Annotated in this window: 11 protein-coding genes; 9 read left to right on the top strand and 2 right to left on the bottom strand. The window is 51.6% G+C overall.

Annotated features, from left to right (window positions below; all coding sequences use genetic code 11):
• Nucleotides 1-78 precede the first annotated feature (78 nt).
• The 4 genes from ACO0LI_RS03235 (at nucleotide 79) to ACO0LI_RS03220 (ending at nucleotide 3,769) form a co-directional block, all read left to right on the top strand.
• Nucleotides 79-804: an AzlC family ABC transporter permease gene (locus ACO0LI_RS03235; protein ID WP_422952499.1), complete on the top strand. Its 726-nt coding sequence runs from the start codon at nucleotides 79-81 to the stop codon at nucleotides 802-804.
• Nucleotides 801-1,121 (top strand): AzlD domain-containing protein, encoded by a 321-nt coding sequence (locus ACO0LI_RS03230; protein ID WP_422952498.1) that lies wholly within the window; start codon nucleotides 801-803, stop codon nucleotides 1,119-1,121. The genes ACO0LI_RS03235 and ACO0LI_RS03230 overlap by 4 nt, the downstream gene beginning before the upstream one ends.
• Nucleotides 1,122-1,192: 71 nt before the next feature.
• Complete coding sequence (locus ACO0LI_RS03225; RefSeq protein ID WP_423030802.1) at nucleotides 1,193-2,338, top strand: serine hydrolase domain-containing protein; 1,146 nt, start codon at nucleotides 1,193-1,195, stop codon at nucleotides 2,336-2,338.
• 15 nt (nucleotides 2,339-2,353) lie between these two features.
• A complete protein-coding gene (locus ACO0LI_RS03220) occupies nucleotides 2,354-3,769 on the top strand; it encodes a metallophosphoesterase (protein WP_423030800.1) in 1,416 nt (471 codons plus the stop codon).
• A gap of 58 nt (nucleotides 3,770-3,827) precedes the next feature.
• Here the strand turns inward: ACO0LI_RS03220 and ACO0LI_RS03215 are convergent, their stop codons facing one another.
• Nucleotides 3,828-6,071: an ATP-binding protein gene (locus ACO0LI_RS03215; protein ID WP_423030798.1), complete on the bottom strand. Its 2,244-nt coding sequence runs from the start codon at nucleotides 6,069-6,071 to the stop codon at nucleotides 3,828-3,830.
• A 43-nt stretch (nucleotides 6,072-6,114) separates the two neighbouring features.
• Complete coding sequence (locus ACO0LI_RS03210) at nucleotides 6,115-7,827, bottom strand: ABC transporter substrate-binding protein (protein ID WP_423031062.1); 1,713 nt, start codon at nucleotides 7,825-7,827, stop codon at nucleotides 6,115-6,117.
• Between the two features lie 402 nt (nucleotides 7,828-8,229).
• Here ACO0LI_RS03210 and ACO0LI_RS03205 point away from each other — a divergent pair, with 402 nt between their 5' ends.
• The 5 genes from ACO0LI_RS03205 to ACO0LI_RS03185 all read left to right on the top strand — a co-directional run bounded on the left by ACO0LI_RS03205 (nucleotide 8,230) and on the right by ACO0LI_RS03185 (nucleotide 16,161).
• Entirely contained in the window at nucleotides 8,230-10,446 is a 2,217-nt protein-coding gene (locus tag ACO0LI_RS03205) for a TonB-dependent receptor (RefSeq protein WP_423030796.1), read from the top strand.
• Nucleotides 10,447-10,788: 342 nt separating this feature from the next.
• A complete protein-coding gene (locus tag ACO0LI_RS03200) occupies nucleotides 10,789-11,982 on the top strand; it encodes a hypothetical protein (protein ID WP_423030794.1) in 1,194 nt (397 codons plus the stop codon).
• A gap of 11 nt (nucleotides 11,983-11,993) precedes the next feature.
• Complete coding sequence (locus ACO0LI_RS03195) at nucleotides 11,994-12,407, top strand: hypothetical protein (protein ID WP_423030792.1); 414 nt, start codon at nucleotides 11,994-11,996, stop codon at nucleotides 12,405-12,407.
• 217 nt (nucleotides 12,408-12,624) lie between these two features.
• Nucleotides 12,625-14,340, top strand: coding sequence for a methyl-accepting chemotaxis protein (locus ACO0LI_RS03190; RefSeq protein WP_423030790.1), 1,716 nt, complete (start codon nucleotides 12,625-12,627; stop codon nucleotides 14,338-14,340).
• A 69-nt stretch (nucleotides 14,341-14,409) separates the two neighbouring features.
• A complete protein-coding gene (locus ACO0LI_RS03185) occupies nucleotides 14,410-16,161 on the top strand; it encodes a methyl-accepting chemotaxis protein (RefSeq protein WP_423030788.1) in 1,752 nt (583 codons plus the stop codon).
• The last annotated feature ends 47 nt before the right edge of the window (nucleotides 16,162-16,208 follow it).

The following is a 16,208-nucleotide window of genomic DNA, read 5'->3' as shown; positions in this document are numbered from 1 at the left end:
CGCAAGAACGTACAAGCCCATTCCCCAATTAACAGGCAAGATCCCATTCAATCGCCATCCGCAATATGGAATCACCCCATGCCCTCAAGCACAAGAATGAAGCACTTCACCGCCGGTATCCGCGACACCGTCCCCATGCTGGTCGGTGCTGCCCCCTTCGGTATGATCTTTGGCACCCTCGTCGCCACCGCGCAAATGCAAGCCTGGCAGGGGCAGTTGATGTCGCTGGCGGTGTTTGCCGGGTCCAGCCAGTTCATTGCGACTGGCCTCATCGCCAGCCACACGGGCATGCTGGTGATCTGGCTGGCGACTTTTATCGTTAATTTGCGGCATATGCTGTATGCGGCTGCCCTGATGCCACACGTCAGGCATTTGCCAAGACGCTGGCGCTGGGGGCTGGGTTTTTTGCTGACTGACGAAACCTTTGCCGTGGTTGACGGCTATTACCGCCAGCATCCGCAGGATGTTTTGGGGCATTGGTATTTCCTGGGTTCCGGCTTGTCCATGTATGCCAACTGGCAAGTCTGGACGCTGACAGGCCTGATGTTCGGGGCGATATTCCCGCAGTTGCAGACCCTGGGTCTGGATTTTGCCATGGTGGCAACTTTTATTGCGATCGTCGTGCCGCAATTGTTCAAGCGCCCGCATCTGCTGGCAGCCATCGTTGCTGGCAGTACAGCCTATGCCTTGCAACACCTGCCTTATAAATTGGGTTTACTGGTGGCAATTGCTGCCGGGGTGGCGACCGGCATGCTGGCGTCCCGTTTTTATAAACCAGAACAGATCACTGCGGAGCAGGCATGAATATCACTTTGACCATACTCGGCATGGCTGTCATCACCTTTCTGGTAAAAGCCCTGATCTTTATCCTTGGTGACCGCGTGGCATTTTCCGGTAATCTCAAAAAGGCGCTGGAGTTTGTGCCGGTGACCGTGCTGACAGCCATCATCGTCCCCATGATCTTGTCGCCGCATGGCAAGGAGCTGGAATTGAGCTGGCGTAATCCGCAACTGGTGGCGGCAACGGTGGCAGCCTTGCTGTGCGCGGTGACCAGACATCAACTGGCAACCATCATCGTCGGTCTGACCGTATTCTTTAGCTGGCAGTATATGTTGAGTTGAGGGTAGGATATACCCTTTGTAGCTTCAATATCTGGTAAATGACTTACGATTTCAGCCCAATCAACGCGGCGATGCAAAAATATGTCGACAGGCAAATCCTGTCCGGTGTCTCAACCGCTGTGCTGGTCGGGCGTGAATTGGTGCACCAGCACTGCACAGGCTGGGCAGACCGCGAAAGCCAGACAGCAATGCGCGATGACCACTTGTTCCGCGTGTTTTCGAATACCAAGCTGATTACCTCGGTGGCAGTGCTGCTGTTGATGGAAGACGGCAAGCTGGAACTCGACCAGCCTGCCGAAGAATTCCTGCCTCAGCTCGCGCACCTGCAGGTGCTCAAACCCGGTGCGACGCGCATTGACGATACCGAACCCGCACGCAACAAGATCACCATCAGGCATTTGCTTTGCCATACCGCCGGTCTCAGTTATGGCTTGCTCGATCATGGCACGGTCATGTACAAGGCCTACAATGAAAAGCGGGTCATGAATGCCTTTACTACGCTGGCTGAGATGATGGATGTACTGGCAGAATTGCCGCTGAGTTTTCATCCTGGTGAGGCCTGGGAATATTCTATCGCCACTGATGTGCTGGCGCGCCTCGTCGAAGTGGTCAGTGGCATGAGCTTTGACCGCTTCCTGCAGCTACGCATACTCAATCCCCTGGCCATGCATGACACCAGTTTTGTCGTGCCTGAACATAAGCTGGACAGGCTGGCGTCTTACTATGCCGGCACAGACCCGCAAAATATTCTGCAGCGTGGCTTGCGCAAGCTCGACAAATCACCTTACCCCGGTGCTTTCACGACGCCAGTGGCACGCCTGTCTGGCGGCGGTGGACTGGTATCGAGCATGCAGGATATGCTCTCGCTGATGCGCAGCTTCATGCCCGATGGTGATACCTTGCTAAGGCCCGAGACGATCAAGCTAATGATGCAAAACCATTTACCCGCAGGTACAGGCATTGCATTCCCGGGCGTTGGTGATGTGCCGGGCAAGGGCTTTGGCCTCGGTGGCGCAGTAACACTTAAGCCTTCTTCTATAGACCCACCGGCATCGGTGGGTGAATTTGAATGGGGTGGTATCGCTGGCACGCATTGGTGGATATCACCACGCCACAATATCGCCGGGGTATTGATGACACAAAGATTGATGAGCTTCTGGCATCCCTTCTCTTTTGACTTCAAGAGACTGGCCTACGAAGCATTGGGATTGAAATAAAAGATGGAGAACAACATGCACACACATAGCTTGCCAGGACGACGACTGTTCGCTATCGCTGCCATCAGCAGCTTGCTGGCCGCTTGTAGCAGCCTGCCTACGCAACACGATGCAAAAATACAGGCTGCCTGGGTAGTATTGGGTGAAAATGGTCAGGCAATGGCCCGCGCTGTCACGACAGACAATATCTGTCCTGCCCTGGTACAGGATGGCAACATGGTTGCGATGAACCACAGGGCAGGGCCAAGTACTCTGCCTTTGCGCAAGACAGCCAGCAAACCGGAGGACAGCAAGCCTTCCGATTTTCCTGTGCTGACTTGTGAAGCACCCTTGCTGCCTGCGACCAGGACAGCCAGTGTAGGCGGACGGGATTTACCGATACCAAAACCTGTCGCACAAAAAATCATCGTCATTGGTGATACCGGTTGCCGTTTAAAAGTAGCAGACAATTACTTCCAGTCCTGCAATGACAGCGAGAAATGGGCTTTCCGTGAAATGGTGGAAACCGCAGCACGCTTCAAGCCTGATCTGGTTGTGCATGTCGGTGATTATCACTACCGCGAAAATGCCTGTCCCGAAGGGAATAAGGAATGCGCGGGCAGCCCCTGGGGTTATGGTTGGGATACCTGGCAGGCAGATTTTTTTACACCTGCGCAGGCCTTGCTGAAGGCCGCACCCTGGGTAGTCGTGCGCGGCAATCATGAAACCTGTGTCCGTGCAGGCCAGGGCTGGTGGCGCCTGATGGACCCGCGCCCTTTGAAGAGAGAGCGTGACTGTGTCGATGAATCAAATGATCTGCGTGGCGACTATAGCGACCCTTATGCCGTACCGCTGGGGCGTGTAGGAAGCGAGCAGGCGCAACTGATCATCTTTGATTCAGCCAAAGTGCCTATCAAACCACTAGCAAAAACCGATGCTGCTTACAAGTTGTATATGGAGCAGTTCAAGACCGTCAACAAGCTGGCAGAAAGTGCGGACTTCAATATCTTCATCGACCATCACCCTGTGCTGGCCTTTGCTGCTGAACGTAAAAAAGACGGACCGCTGAATATCTTCCCTGGCAATCTCGCCATGCAGGACATCATGCAGACCCTGAACACCACGCGACTGTTCCCGTCCAAAGTACAGGCGACTTTGTCCGGTCATGTGCATCTGTTTGAAGCCCTGACTTTTAGTACTGATCATCCTGTGCAATTTGTTTCAGGCAATGGCGGCTCTTCGCTTGATACGCCGCTGCCTGTGCCACTGACCGCCAATTCCACACCGTATACCGAGGCAAAACTGGATTACTTCAGCAATTCCAATGAAGTCGGCTTCATGACTATGGAGCGTGAACAGCAAAGCTGGAAAGTCCAGGCCTGGAACAAGCAGGGCAAGCTGATCACCGAGTGCCGCATGCAGGGCAAGAAAACGGAGTGCAGCAACAAATAAGTAAAATCAGCTAAGCAGTTTGCACCATTGCGCCACAGTCCCTGCTCCAGATTCAGGATCAAGACTGTGGCGTAGTTTTTTCTTCAACGGCGGGTGCAACTAAAGGCACGATGACAGTAAAGCAGCTACCCTCGCCAGCTTCGCTATGTACCTGTATTTTCCCGGCCAGTATCGTCGTGACGAGGTTATAGACGATATTCATGCCCAGACCCGAGCCGCCCTGGCCAAACTTGGTGGTGAAGAACGGGTCAAATACCTTGCTTAAATGCTCTTGCGCGATACCGACTCCATTGTCCCTGAATTCGAGTTTGACATGCTCCTGATCCAGCAGACTGGTACTCAGGCACATGATGCCGCTGCTGCGCCCTTCAAAACCATGCCGGATGGAGTTGGTCAAAAAATTTCCTATGATTTGTCCAAAGGCACCCGGAAAACTATCCATCTGGATACCAGCCTGCAAATTAGTCTGCATTGCAAAGCCGGTCTTGGCATACAGGGATAAATTGGTCAACAGGATTTCTTCCACCACCTGGCTCAAGTCAAACTGCCTGCGCATATCACTGGACTGATCGACCGCCACATGCTTGAAGCTGCGTATCAGTTCAGAAGCGCGCTGCAAGGACCGCAGCAAGACATCAGAGCCAAAAATGGTACTCTCCAGGAAGGCATTGAAGGCACTTCGTTTGATCGCCCCTTGCTGCAATTCGCCCTGCAATACTCTGGCCTGGTCTTGCAGGGTACTGGCAACGGTCACGCTATTGCCTATCGGGGTATTGAGTTCATGTGCGACACCTGCCACCAGCGAACCCAGCGAGGCCAGTTTTTCCTGGCGTATCAATTCGCCTTGCATGAGTTGCAGCGAATTGAGAGCTTCTGCCAGTTCTGCATTTGAACGCTCGAGGTTTTCAGTACGTCTGGCAACCCGGTCTTCAAGCGAGGCATTCAGATTCAGCAAGTCCTGCTCGGCGGCGAGCTGGCGTGTCACGTCCTGCGGGGTAACGATGTAACGGGCTTCACCATCCGCCATATATGTACGAGAAGACAGCAGGCACACCTTGATGCTGCCGTCAGCATGCCTGAACCTGGCCTGAAAATGATCGACCTGGGGTTCGGTACGCAAGAGCGAGATGAATTTGCGCATCTCCTCTTTATCTACCCAAAAAAGTTTCTGATATTCTTCACCAGCACCGACGATGTCATCGTGACGGTAACCAAATAATCGTATCCAGGCATGATTTACGGCATCAATTTTTCTGGTGTGCAGATTGACCAGGGAAATCGCCAGTGGCGAACGTTCAAAAATTTCAGAGAATTTATATTCGGCATTCCTGAGGGTCGCTTCAGACACCCGCAATTTATGGAATTGCCTGGCCAGCATGGCCATGACACCGAGCAGCAACAAGACCACCACAGCAGTGAAGATGGCCCTGGTCTGCAGGCGCTGGTACCAGGGGGCGAGTATGCTTTCAAGATCACGCCCATACACGACACTGAGCGGGAAACCGCTGACCTTGCGATACGCATACAGGCGCTCAAATTCATCATCGAGCCAGTCGGGGTCAGTGAAGCTGCCTTCCTTGTCCTGGCTGGCCAGCCTGCCCGTCGCAGGCTCCTTGCTGATATCACGGTTCACATAGCGCGCCTCAAAAGGGGAGCGGACGATGATAAAACCGGCATTGGCGATCAGGGCCAGCATCGCATTATTTTCTTTTGCCACATTCGCATACAACTCGGCAAAATAGGCGATGCGCAGGTCAGTGCTGATCATTGCCACCTGCCTGCCTTTCTTGTCAAACACATTGCGGGCGATAGGCAACACCAGCTGGCTGTCGTAGCGGCTTTCATACGGACTGCCTATGACTACCTCTTTATACTCGGGATGTTGCATGAGGAAATGGATATCATCCCTGCCAGCAACCGACATCTGATGCGATGGAAAGTCAGGCGAGCTGACCCAGCTATTACCAGCCAGGTCTATGTAGCGCAAGGCCTTGATGTAGCGGTAATCCTGGGCATCATAGCTGTTCAAAAAATGCTGGATATCGACACCGACATCCGTGAAAGAAGCGGCGGCAATCGCTGCAGTACCGAGTTTTTGCACGCCGTCCTGCATGGTCTGGGCCACATGTTCTTCAAGCAGGCGCACGGCTACATGGGCATTGCTGCGCTCTGCTTCCAGCGTCAATTCCCTGTCTTGCCTGGCACTCCAGTATGACTGCGCCAGGATAGCTGACACGATCAGTATCGTGACGGTAATCAGGCTCAGATTTTTACGCAGGAACACAGCTTCCCTTTCTTTCATTACTCCATCCATCACCAGCCTGACCGATGTGATTTAAGGCATATTATTTAACGCGGCCCTCGCGCCAGGCTTGCAATAACTTGTCATAGGCAATGGTTTCACCTTTGGGTTTTTCCACCGCTATCTTCTTCCACGGCGCGCCCTTGTCGGTCAGGTATTTTGCCGTATCACGCACGGGATTAAGTTTTGGTGGGCAATTCTTCATGCCCTTGCTTTGCAGTTCCGCCATGACCTGGTCTATCTGTCCGGCCAGTTTGTCGAGTGCGGCCTGTGGGCTGGTCTGGCCCTGTACTACGGGTGCGATATTGCTCCACCACAGACTCGCCAGCTTTGGGTAATCCGGCACATTATTCCCTGTCGGCGTCCAGGCGACTCTGGCAGGGCTGCGGTAGAACTCGATCAGGCCGCCGTAACGATAGGCATTTTTTGTGAAGTACTCATGACGTATGTCGGATTCGCGTATGAAGGTCAGGCCGACGATGGATTTTTTCAAAGACACGCTTTTTGAAGTGACGAACTGCGCATACAGCCAGGCAGCAGCCTTGTGGTATTCTGGGGTGGATTTGAAGAAGGTCCATGAACCCACATCCTGGTAACCATTTTGCATACCGGTTTTCCAGTAAGCACCGTGCGGTGAAGGGGCCATGCGCCATTTGGGGCTGCCATCAGCATTCATGACGGGCAAGTCAGGCTTGATCATGGCGGCGGTGAAAGCGGTATACCAAAAGATTTGCTGGGCAATCTGGCCTTGCGCCGGCACTGGCCCGGCCTCGGTGAAATTCAATTGCCGGGCTTGCGGCGGCGCGTATTTGTTCAGCCATTCCAGGTATTTGCTGAGTGCATACACAGCCGCCGGTGAATTGGTGGCACCGCCCCTGCTGACACTGGCACCTACCGCCGTGCATTTGTCACTGGCCACGCGTATGCCCCATTCATCGACAGGCAAGCCATTTGGTATGCCACGGTCTGCCGCGCCTGCCATCGACAACCAGGCATCGGTAAAACGCCAGCCCAACGAAGGATCACTCTTGCCATAGTCCATATGGCCGTAGATAGCTTTGCCGTCTATGGTTTTGACATCCTTGCTGAAGAATTCTGCGATGTCTTCATAGGCCGACCAGTTTTGCGGTACACCGAGTTCATAGCCATATTTTTGCCGGAATTGTTCTTGCAAGTCCTTGCGGGCGAACAGGTCAGCCCGGAACCAGTAGAGATTGGCAAATTGCTGGTCTGGCAGTTGATAAAGTTTGCCATCGGGTGCTGTCGTAAAGCTGGTACCGATGAAGTCCTTGATATCGAGACCGGGATTGGTAAACTCCCTGCCCTGGCCCTTCATATAATCCGACAAGGGCTCGATGACGCCATAGCGGTAATGCGTGCCTATCAGGTCAGAATCCGAGATCCAGCCATCGTAGCTGCTCTTGTCTGCATACATGGCTTTTTGCAGGCGCTCAACCAGATCACCTTCGGGCATGGTTTCATGGATGACCTTGATACCGGTAATCTCGAAAAAAGCTTTTGCCAGCACCGCAGATTCATAGGCATGGGTATCGATGATTTCAGACGCCACCCTGATCTCGCTGACGCCGGCCCGCTTCAGTTTGTCTGCCGCTGCGATAAACCAGCGCATCTCATCCATCTGCTGCGTAGCAGTCAGGCTGGATATCCTGAATTCTTCGCGCATCCATTTTTCAGCAGCTAATTGGTCTGCATGCGCAGTCAACCATGGCAGCATCAGCAATATTGCCAGCGACATTACTGATATGGTGCCAGATTTCTGGATTGCAGCCATTCATGGACTCCATCTCAAGGACAAACAGCTTTCTGCTTTGGCTTTCCTTTGGCTTTCTATACTCAGGGCAGCCGCTGTGGGCAGATAAGGTGAGGATGCTCCGTATAAATCATTTATTAAAACTGCAATCACACTCAAACTGATTGCAAGAAGGAAATATATTTATGCATCTGCCGCAGACCAAGAAGATACAACGATCGGCCAGGCATGAGTGACGATTCATCATGAGTTGAAGATTTTTTACCTTTTTTTCAATCGTGGTCTGTTGTCACGTCATCAAACAGTCACACTGTTTACACTATCTTGTCACATGCACTTCCTACACTTGCGGGTTTTCTACCCACCAGGCTCATTGGAAGGCACATGATGACACGCAAGCAAGTTCAATTTTCCATGCATATCATGACGGCGCAGGTGTTGCTCGCCATCGCATGCATGACACAGCAGCACGCCAGGGCACAAGCCGTTGCTGCTCCTGAAACTGTTCAAGAATCCCCGTCCGCACTCGATGCGGATGCGATCAAATCGCGTGTTGTCATCAGTGGCTCTTCAATAGGTAACCGGGCACCAGTACAAACGTCGCTGAAAGCAACTCAGCCACAGTCCGTGATCACGGCAACCTTCATAGAACAATCAGTGACGCCACTGGCAGATTTTAATGCGGTGGCACGTATTGCCCCCAGCGTTGGTGCCGGTGTATCGCCGAATGGGCCAGGCCTGGCAGAAACCAAGGTAACGCTGCGCGGTTTTCAGGATGGTGAATATAACATCACCTATGATGGCATCCCTTTTGGTGACACCAATAATCCCACCCATCATTCCACTTCGTATTTCCCGGCACGCATCATCGGTGGCATGGTCATAGAACGTGGTCCTGGCAATGCCAGCAATCTGGGGCAGGCGACATTTGGTGGCTCGGTCAATCTGTTTTCCAAAGAGTTGTCGCAAGATTTTCATTTCTCACCGTACGCCACATTTGGTTCCTGGAATACCAGGATGACTGGCGTGCAAATCGACAGTGGCACCAGCTTGTATTTTGGCGATACCCGTTTCATGTTCAATGGTTCGCGCCTGACGACAGATGGCTACCTGACTTATAGCGATGTGACCGAAGACAATTACCAGTTCAAACTGCAGCGCAGCCTGGGCAAGGAGACCACGCTGACCGTGTTCTCGACCTTCAACAAAATCACCAGCTATGCTGCCGACAAAGGTGGCGTGACCCTGAACCGGGTAGCGCAGTTCGGCAAGAACTATGCACTCAATAATGATCCCAAGAGCCAGAATTTTTACGGCTACAACTTCAATAACAAAAACACGGATTTTGATTACATACGCCTGCAGTCAAAACTGGCAGGCTGGGGTATCGACAATACCCTCTACACCTACTCCTATACCAATGATACTTATTCCGGCCAGGACGCCAGCGGCGCGACTGCGAATGGCACCAAGGCTGGCGTAACAGGCAATCTGAATGTTCCCGGTTATAACAAGCTCAATGCCTACCGTGTGAATGGCGATATCCTGAAAGCGAGCAATCAATTTGATGCTGGTTTGCTGCGTCTGGGCATATGGATGGAAAATGCCAGTACCAACCGCCATACCTATGACTTTGACTGGACCCTGGGTGTCGCCAACCCGAAAGAATCAACAGCGCCCAAGAATGTCGCTTATGAGCAGGGCTCGAACTGGAGGCAATATCAGCCCTTCGTCGAATTTGAATGGGCCGCCATGCCAGACCTGACGATTACCCCAGGTTTAAAATATGTCAGCTTCCAGCGCTCACTTGATGCCAAGGTCAACCAGACCACCCGCATCCCGACCGTTACAGAGCAAACCTATACAACGACCTCGCCTTTCCTGACTGCCAACTACAGCATCAACAAGGAATGGTCTGCGTATACGCAAATCGCCCGCGGCTTTCTGGTGCCTGACTTGTCCATGTTCTATGTCAACACGCCCAGCCTGAGCGCACCAAAGCCGCAGACATCCACCAATTATCAGTTGGGCATGGTTCATCAATCCAGAGATTTGACCCTGGATGCCGATGTGTATTACATAGACTTCAACAACAAGATCGCATCCACTGGCACAGGCAATGATGTCGTGTATTACAACCAGGGTGGTGTCATCTACAAAGGTATAGAAGCTGCGGCGACTTACTATCTCGGTAGCGGTTTCTCAGTGCATGCGAATGCTTCGCTGAATAGTGCCAAGACAAAAGATACAGGCTTGCAGGTTGCCAAGGCACCAGAATCCACCTCTGCTTTTGGTTTGCTGTACAAGGCTAATGGCTTGCATGCTTCATTGATCGCAAAAACCACGGGTCAGCAATATGCGAAGGATGGTGAACCGGCAGCCTACAAAATAGCGGCCTATACCACGACAGATTTCACGCTGGGTTATCGCTACAAGACAAATGGACTCATGCTCAAAAATCTGAAGGCGCAGTTTGGTATCAATAATCTGTTCGACAAACAGGATGCCACGTCCATTTCCGCAAATAGCAAGGGTGCAGCATTTGATCAATATACTTTTGTACCATCCCGCAGCTGGAATTTTTCAGTGACAGCGGATTTTTAAACAAATTTGCCCGCACTGATTTGGTGATGGCAGGCCGTTTTGGCCTGCCATTTTTGCTTTTTAAGCATGCGTATTGTCGGCATTTCGCCACGGAAAGTGCAAGAAATGGTGAAATGACTTTTTGTAAGTCCGACCATCACCTAATTTGAAAGGGCGGGCCTTTTGTTTATGTTTCCGTCAAGCATCTCCTAGTAGGCATCAAAAAATCGTATATCAGATTACTAATTTTTTGCCACCCGTCGAATTGCCACTATGCAATTGTTTTGCGGATTTCCCTGAGGAAATAGTCTAAATCTGTCTGTTCAATAAAACTTACAATGAAGAAACTTTCAAGGAGATAGCATGAAATTGAAGCCTTTTATCACTGTATTAGCGATGACATCCGCAGTATCAGCCGCCTGGGCTGAGGATACGTCCAACATCACCATCAGCGGATTTGGCACTGCCGCACTGACACGCAGCAATACTTCTGACGCAGAATTTGCCCGCCCAAATCAATTGGCTGGCGTCACCAGTGGCGCAAAAACTGGCGTGGATTCCAATCTTGGTTTGCAAGTCACGGCAAAAATGAATGACTGGCTGTCTTTTACGGGGCAGGGTCTGGTGCGTAAAAACGTCACGGACAATTTTGGTGCAGAACTGGCCTGGGCCTTTGCCAAAGCCAAGGTATCTGACAACCTGAACATACGCGTGGGCCGCGTTGGTCTGCCTGTGTATATGATTTCTGATTACCGCAATGTTGGCTATGCCAACACCATGTTGCGCCCACCGGTAGAAATGTATACCCAGGTCACGCTGGAAAGCCTGGATGGTGCCGATGTGCTGTACCAGACCAATCTGGGTGATACTGCCGTGACTGCACAAGTTGCCTATGGCGTGACTGACTCAGACAACCGCGGTGGCTTTACAGCGAAATTCAAAAAGGTATCCAGCATCAATATCGTTGCTGAAAATGGCCCTTTCACTTTGCGTTTTGGCCGTGTCGATGCGAATGTCACTGTCGATAATTCCACTAACCTCAATACCCTGGTTTCTGGCCTGACGAAGTTTGGTTTTGCCTCTGCTGCGAATGCCATTGCGGTGAATGACACCAAGGCTTCTTTCACTTCTGTCGGTCTCGGTGTGGATTGGAAGAGCATGGTAGTGCAGGCCGAATATGGCAAGCGTAAATCTGCCAGCCTGTCTATTGCAGACACCACTTCCTGGTACACCATGTTTGGTTACCGCATGGGCAGTTTCTTGCCGTATGCGGTCCATGCATCCGCCACCCAGGACAGCCCACGTACAGTCGCCGGTTTGCCAACTACTGGCCCGCTGCTGCCTTATACCCTCGGTGCAAACTCACTGGCAACTGCCTCACCAATACAAAGCAGCAACAGCATAGGTGTACGCTGGGATTTCCATAAATCTGCCGCTTTGAAGTTGCAGCTCGACAGGATGTCACCCGACAATGGCCCAGGCGTATTCATCAATGCCAAGCCGGGTTTCAAAGGTCCTGTGACCGTGTTTGCAGCAGCAGTTGATTTTGTATTTTGATGGGAGGCGTGATGAATAAGCTATTGACACATTTATTGTTCGCCGCCACTGTCATGACTGGCACTGCAATGGTGCAAGCCGCCGAACTGGTCGTGATCGTGAATACTGCCAACCCGGCAACCGCCATGACAGCGACCCAGGCTTCGCAGTTCTTCCTGGGTAAATCTCCAATGTTTACTCCGGTGGATTTGCCGGACAATTCACCACTACGTGCCGAGTTCTACAAGAAAGTGGCCGACAAGGATTTGTCTGAAGTAAAGACAATCTGGTCCAAGCTGGTGTTTACCGGCAAAGGTACGGCACCGAAGGAATTGCACAATAGTGCAGAAGTGAAAAAAGCTGTGGCTGCCAATCCTACCGGCATAGGCTATATAGAAAAATCAGCGGTGGATGCCACGGTCAAGGTCGTGACTTTCTTGCCCTGACCAATTAGTCGGTTAATTGTCAAAAAGAAAGCTGCTGGTCAGCTTTCTTTTTTTTTGCCACGCTTTTCTCAGCTGCACCGCAAATTACTAACAAGAAATTTGCATTCTGCAACACTTACTTCTACAACTAGATATATAGTCATACTATCCCCCCGCCTCTGTTTCTGGCTTCCTGATCTCCGCAATTTTGTTGTTCTTTTCTAATAAAGGACTCACCATGAAATTGTTTTATGACCTGAGGATTTCTGCCAAGTTGTTTGTTGGCTTCATACTATTGCTATTACTTACCGTTTTTCTGGGTGGTTTTTCAGTATTTCAATTATCAAGGGTAAATGCCACTGCACTGGAATTGGGCACTAACTGGATGCCCAGCGTGAACGCTGCCATGGGCATCAAGGAAAGAATATCGCGCGTGCGCACCCAGGAAATGCAGATTGTCCTGTCGGCAGGTGATGAAGCGAATTTGAAGAAATACGAAAAGCGCTGGAATGATTATGTTGCCGAACTCAAGAAGTATGAAGCAGATTACGTCAAACTGATCACCACGGAGGACGAAAAAAAGTTCTTTGCCGACTACAGCAAACTGTGGGAGCGCTATGTAGTCGAGGCAAAAAAACTGACAGCCCAGGCCAATGCCGGCAATATGGAAGAAGCGCGCACCACCTTGCGCGGCGAGTCGTCAAAACTGAATGCAGACATGCTGGCGCTGACCGACAAGATGGTACAGGTAAACGCCGATGGTGGTATCGCTGAATACCACACAGGTGAGCAAATTTATGCAAACTCCCGCAACCTGATACTCGGCCTCATCGTCGTGACAATTGCGCTTGGCCTGTTACTCGCTTACTGGATAGCCAGGGTAGTCGCAAGACCCTTGCAGGAAGCAGTCAGGGTCGCCAAAACCGTGGCTTCTGGCGACCTGACCAGTGATATCCAGGTCACTACAACGGACGAGACTGGCGAACTCCTGCAAGCCCTGAAAGACATGAATGCCAGCCTGTTATCGGTAGTCAGCGAAGTGCGTACCGGTACTGACCTGATCGCTACCGCTTCGACGGAAATTGCCAATGGCAATATGGATCTGTCAGGAAGGACAGAAAGCCAGGCCGGCTCGCTCGAAGAAACAGCATCGTCCATGGAAGAGCTGACTTCTACCGTCAAACATAATAGTGATAATGCACGCCAAGCCAATCAGTTATCGCATTCAGCTTCTGCCGTAGCGCAAAAAGGCGGCAGCGTGGTATCGCAAGTGGTGGATACCATGGGTTCCATCAGTGCATCGTCCAAAAAAATTGTCGATATCATTGCCGTTATTGATGGCATTGCCTTTCAGACCAATATCCTGGCGCTGAACGCTGCAGTAGAGGCTGCACGGGCTGGCGAGCAGGGGCGCGGCTTTGCCGTGGTCGCATCAGAAGTGCGCAACCTCGCACAGCGCTCTGCCAGCGCCGCCAAAGAAATCAAGACACTCATCAATGACTCAGTCGAAAAAGTCGATCTGGGTACACGCCTGGTCGATGAAGCAGGTATCACCATGAAAGAAGTGGTCGATAGCGTCAAACGTGTCAGCGACATCATCAGCGAAATCACCGCAGCCGGTGCCGAACAAAGCTCAGGCATAGACCAGATCAATACCGCCATCATACAAATGGACCAGGTCACCCAGCAGAATGCCGCATTGGTGGAAGAGGCAGCCGCAGCAGCAGGGGCCTTGCAAGAACAGGCAGCAAACCTGAGCCGTGTTGTTGCGGTGTTCAAACTCCACAATGTGCAGCCTGCCTCAGGTTTTCAAAGGCAGGTAGCCAGGCCCGCCGCCAGAATTCCTGCACAAGCCGCTAAACCTGCAACGACTACACGCAAGCTGCCACCAGCAAAAGCAGTAACAAATAAGCGTGAACCAGCTAAAACAGAGCAAGACTGGGAAGAATTCTGAGATGTCTGACCCGGCCCGTATTACTGGCTTTTTTTCGACGTATTGTCGTCCCTTTTACCGGGAGTTGTGATGAAGATTTTTTATAACCTGAGAATTTCAGCCAAGCTGTTTGTGGGCTTTGGCTTGCTGTTGCTGTTGACGATATTCCTTGGCATATTTTCGATTACCATGCTGGCCAAGGTGAACCAGAACGCCTATGAACTGGGCACCAATTGGATGCCCAGCGTGAACGCCGCCATGGGTATCAAGGAAAGAGTATCGCGCATACGCTCACAGGAAGCACAACTGGTTTCAGCTGAAAATGCTGAAGAGGTCGAAAAATATATAGGCCGTACTAAAGAAGCCATCACCGGCCTCAAAGAGAACGAGGCCGAGTATTCACGCTTGATTTCTGATCCTGATGAAAAAAAGCAGTTTGAAGAATACAGCAAGTCTATGACCGAGTATTTGCAAATCTCGGACAAGATGGCGGCATTGGCGAAAGAGGGTAACAGCAAGGATGCCATGGCCTTGATGCGTGGAGACTCTTCCAAGCTCAATACCAAAGTACGTGCTCTCGTCGATAAAATGGTCAAGACCAATGTCGAAGGTGGTGTTGATGCCTACAAGCGTGGTGCGGAATCTTATGAGTCTTCACGCACCCTGATTATCATCGTCCTGGTCAGCAGTATCGCCCTTGGCATTTTGCTTGCGGTCGCGATTGCGCGCATAGTGTCACGCCCCTTGCAAGATGCCGTCAGGGTCGCTCAGACCGTGGCCGCTGGTGACCTGACCAGCCATATCGAATCACACACCATTGATGAAACCGGCCTGTTATTGCAAGCTTTAAAAGAAATGAACCAGAGCCTGCTGAAGGTAGTCAGTGAAGTACGTCAAGGCACAGATGAAATTGCTTCGGCGACGAAAGAAATTGCCGAAGGTAATATGGACTTGTCCAACCGCACTGAAAACCAGGCCAGCTCTCTCGAAGAAACCGCGTCTTCGATGGAAGAGATTACCTCTACCATCAAACACAATAGCGATAATGCACGCCAGGCCAATCAGTTGTCGCATTCTGCATCTGCAGTGGCGCAAAGAGGTGGTGATGTGGTGTCACAGGTCGTTGATACCATGGGTTCCATCAATGAATCCTCGAAAAAAATCGTCGATATTATTGCCGTCATCGACGGCATTGCCTTCCAGACCAATATCCTGGCCTTGAATGCCGCGGTAGAAGCTGCTCGTGCCGGAGAGCAGGGGCGCGGCTTTGCCGTGGTGGCATCAGAAGTGCGCAACCTCGCGCAACGCTCCGCCAGTGCCGCCAAGGAAATCAAGGAACTCATCAACGATTCTGTCGATAAAGTAGGGCAAGGTACCCGCCTGGTGGATCAGGCCGGTGAAACCATGAAAGAAGTCGTCGATAGTGTCAAACGCGTCAGCGACATCATCAGTGAAATTACCGCCGCTGGCACCGAACAAAGTGCCGGTATAGAACAGATCAATGTTGCCGTTACCCAGATGGATGAAATGACCCAGCAAAATGCGGCCCTGGTAGAACAGGCCGCAGCCGCGGCAGGTGCCTTGCAAGACCAGGCCGAAAACCTGAGCCGCATAGTCAGTGTCTTTAAACTTGACCACAACCACGTCATTACGCCCAAGTCTGCTTCAAAACCGGTCGCAGTCGCCAGCGTTTCTGAAAAACCGCTGGTACGCAGGCTGTCCACACCCGCAGCTAGACCTGTAGCTAAGTCTGTCAATAAGTCTGCCGCCAAAACCACAAAACCAGCAACCCCCAGAAAAGAACCCGTGGCCACAGCGACCGATGACTGGGAAGAGTTTTAAGCCTTCAATAAAAATTCCTCAGCAAACTTGAACTGAACCCAAAATTG

It is taken from the genome of Undibacterium sp. Tian12W, from assembly GCF_049339405.1.
In the GTDB taxonomy this organism is placed as follows: Bacteria; Pseudomonadota; Gammaproteobacteria; order Burkholderiales; family Burkholderiaceae_D; genus Undibacterium.
This window is presented reverse-complemented; position numbering and strand designations above follow the sequence as displayed.

Excerpts from the sequence above, each read along its gene's own strand:
- ACO0LI_RS03225 (WP_423030802.1), top strand. The coding sequence starts at position 1,193 with ATGCAAAAATATGTCGACAGGCAAATCCTGTCCGGTGTCTCAACCGCT.
- ACO0LI_RS03235 (WP_422952499.1), top strand. The coding sequence starts at position 79 with ATGCCCTCAAGCACAAGAATGAAGCACTTCACCGCCGGTATCCGCGAC.
- ACO0LI_RS03205 (WP_423030796.1), top strand. The coding sequence starts at position 8,230 with ATGACACGCAAGCAAGTTCAATTTTCCATGCATATCATGACGGCGCAG.
- ACO0LI_RS03220 (WP_423030800.1), top strand. The coding sequence starts at position 2,354 with ATGCACACACATAGCTTGCCAGGACGACGACTGTTCGCTATCGCTGCC.
- ACO0LI_RS03215 (WP_423030798.1), bottom strand. The coding sequence starts at position 6,071 with ATGAAAGAAAGGGAAGCTGTGTTCCTGCGTAAAAATCTGAGCCTGATT.
- ACO0LI_RS03200 (WP_423030794.1), top strand. The coding sequence starts at position 10,789 with ATGAAATTGAAGCCTTTTATCACTGTATTAGCGATGACATCCGCAGTA.
- ACO0LI_RS03230 (WP_422952498.1), top strand. The coding sequence starts at position 801 with ATGAATATCACTTTGACCATACTCGGCATGGCTGTCATCACCTTTCTG.
- ACO0LI_RS03185 (WP_423030788.1), top strand. The coding sequence starts at position 14,410 with ATGAAGATTTTTTATAACCTGAGAATTTCAGCCAAGCTGTTTGTGGGC.
- ACO0LI_RS03210 (WP_423031062.1), bottom strand. The coding sequence starts at position 7,827 with ATGTCGCTGGCAATATTGCTGATGCTGCCATGGTTGACTGCGCATGCA.
- ACO0LI_RS03195 (WP_423030792.1), top strand. The coding sequence starts at position 11,994 with ATGAATAAGCTATTGACACATTTATTGTTCGCCGCCACTGTCATGACT.
- ACO0LI_RS03190 (WP_423030790.1), top strand. The coding sequence starts at position 12,625 with ATGAAATTGTTTTATGACCTGAGGATTTCTGCCAAGTTGTTTGTTGGC.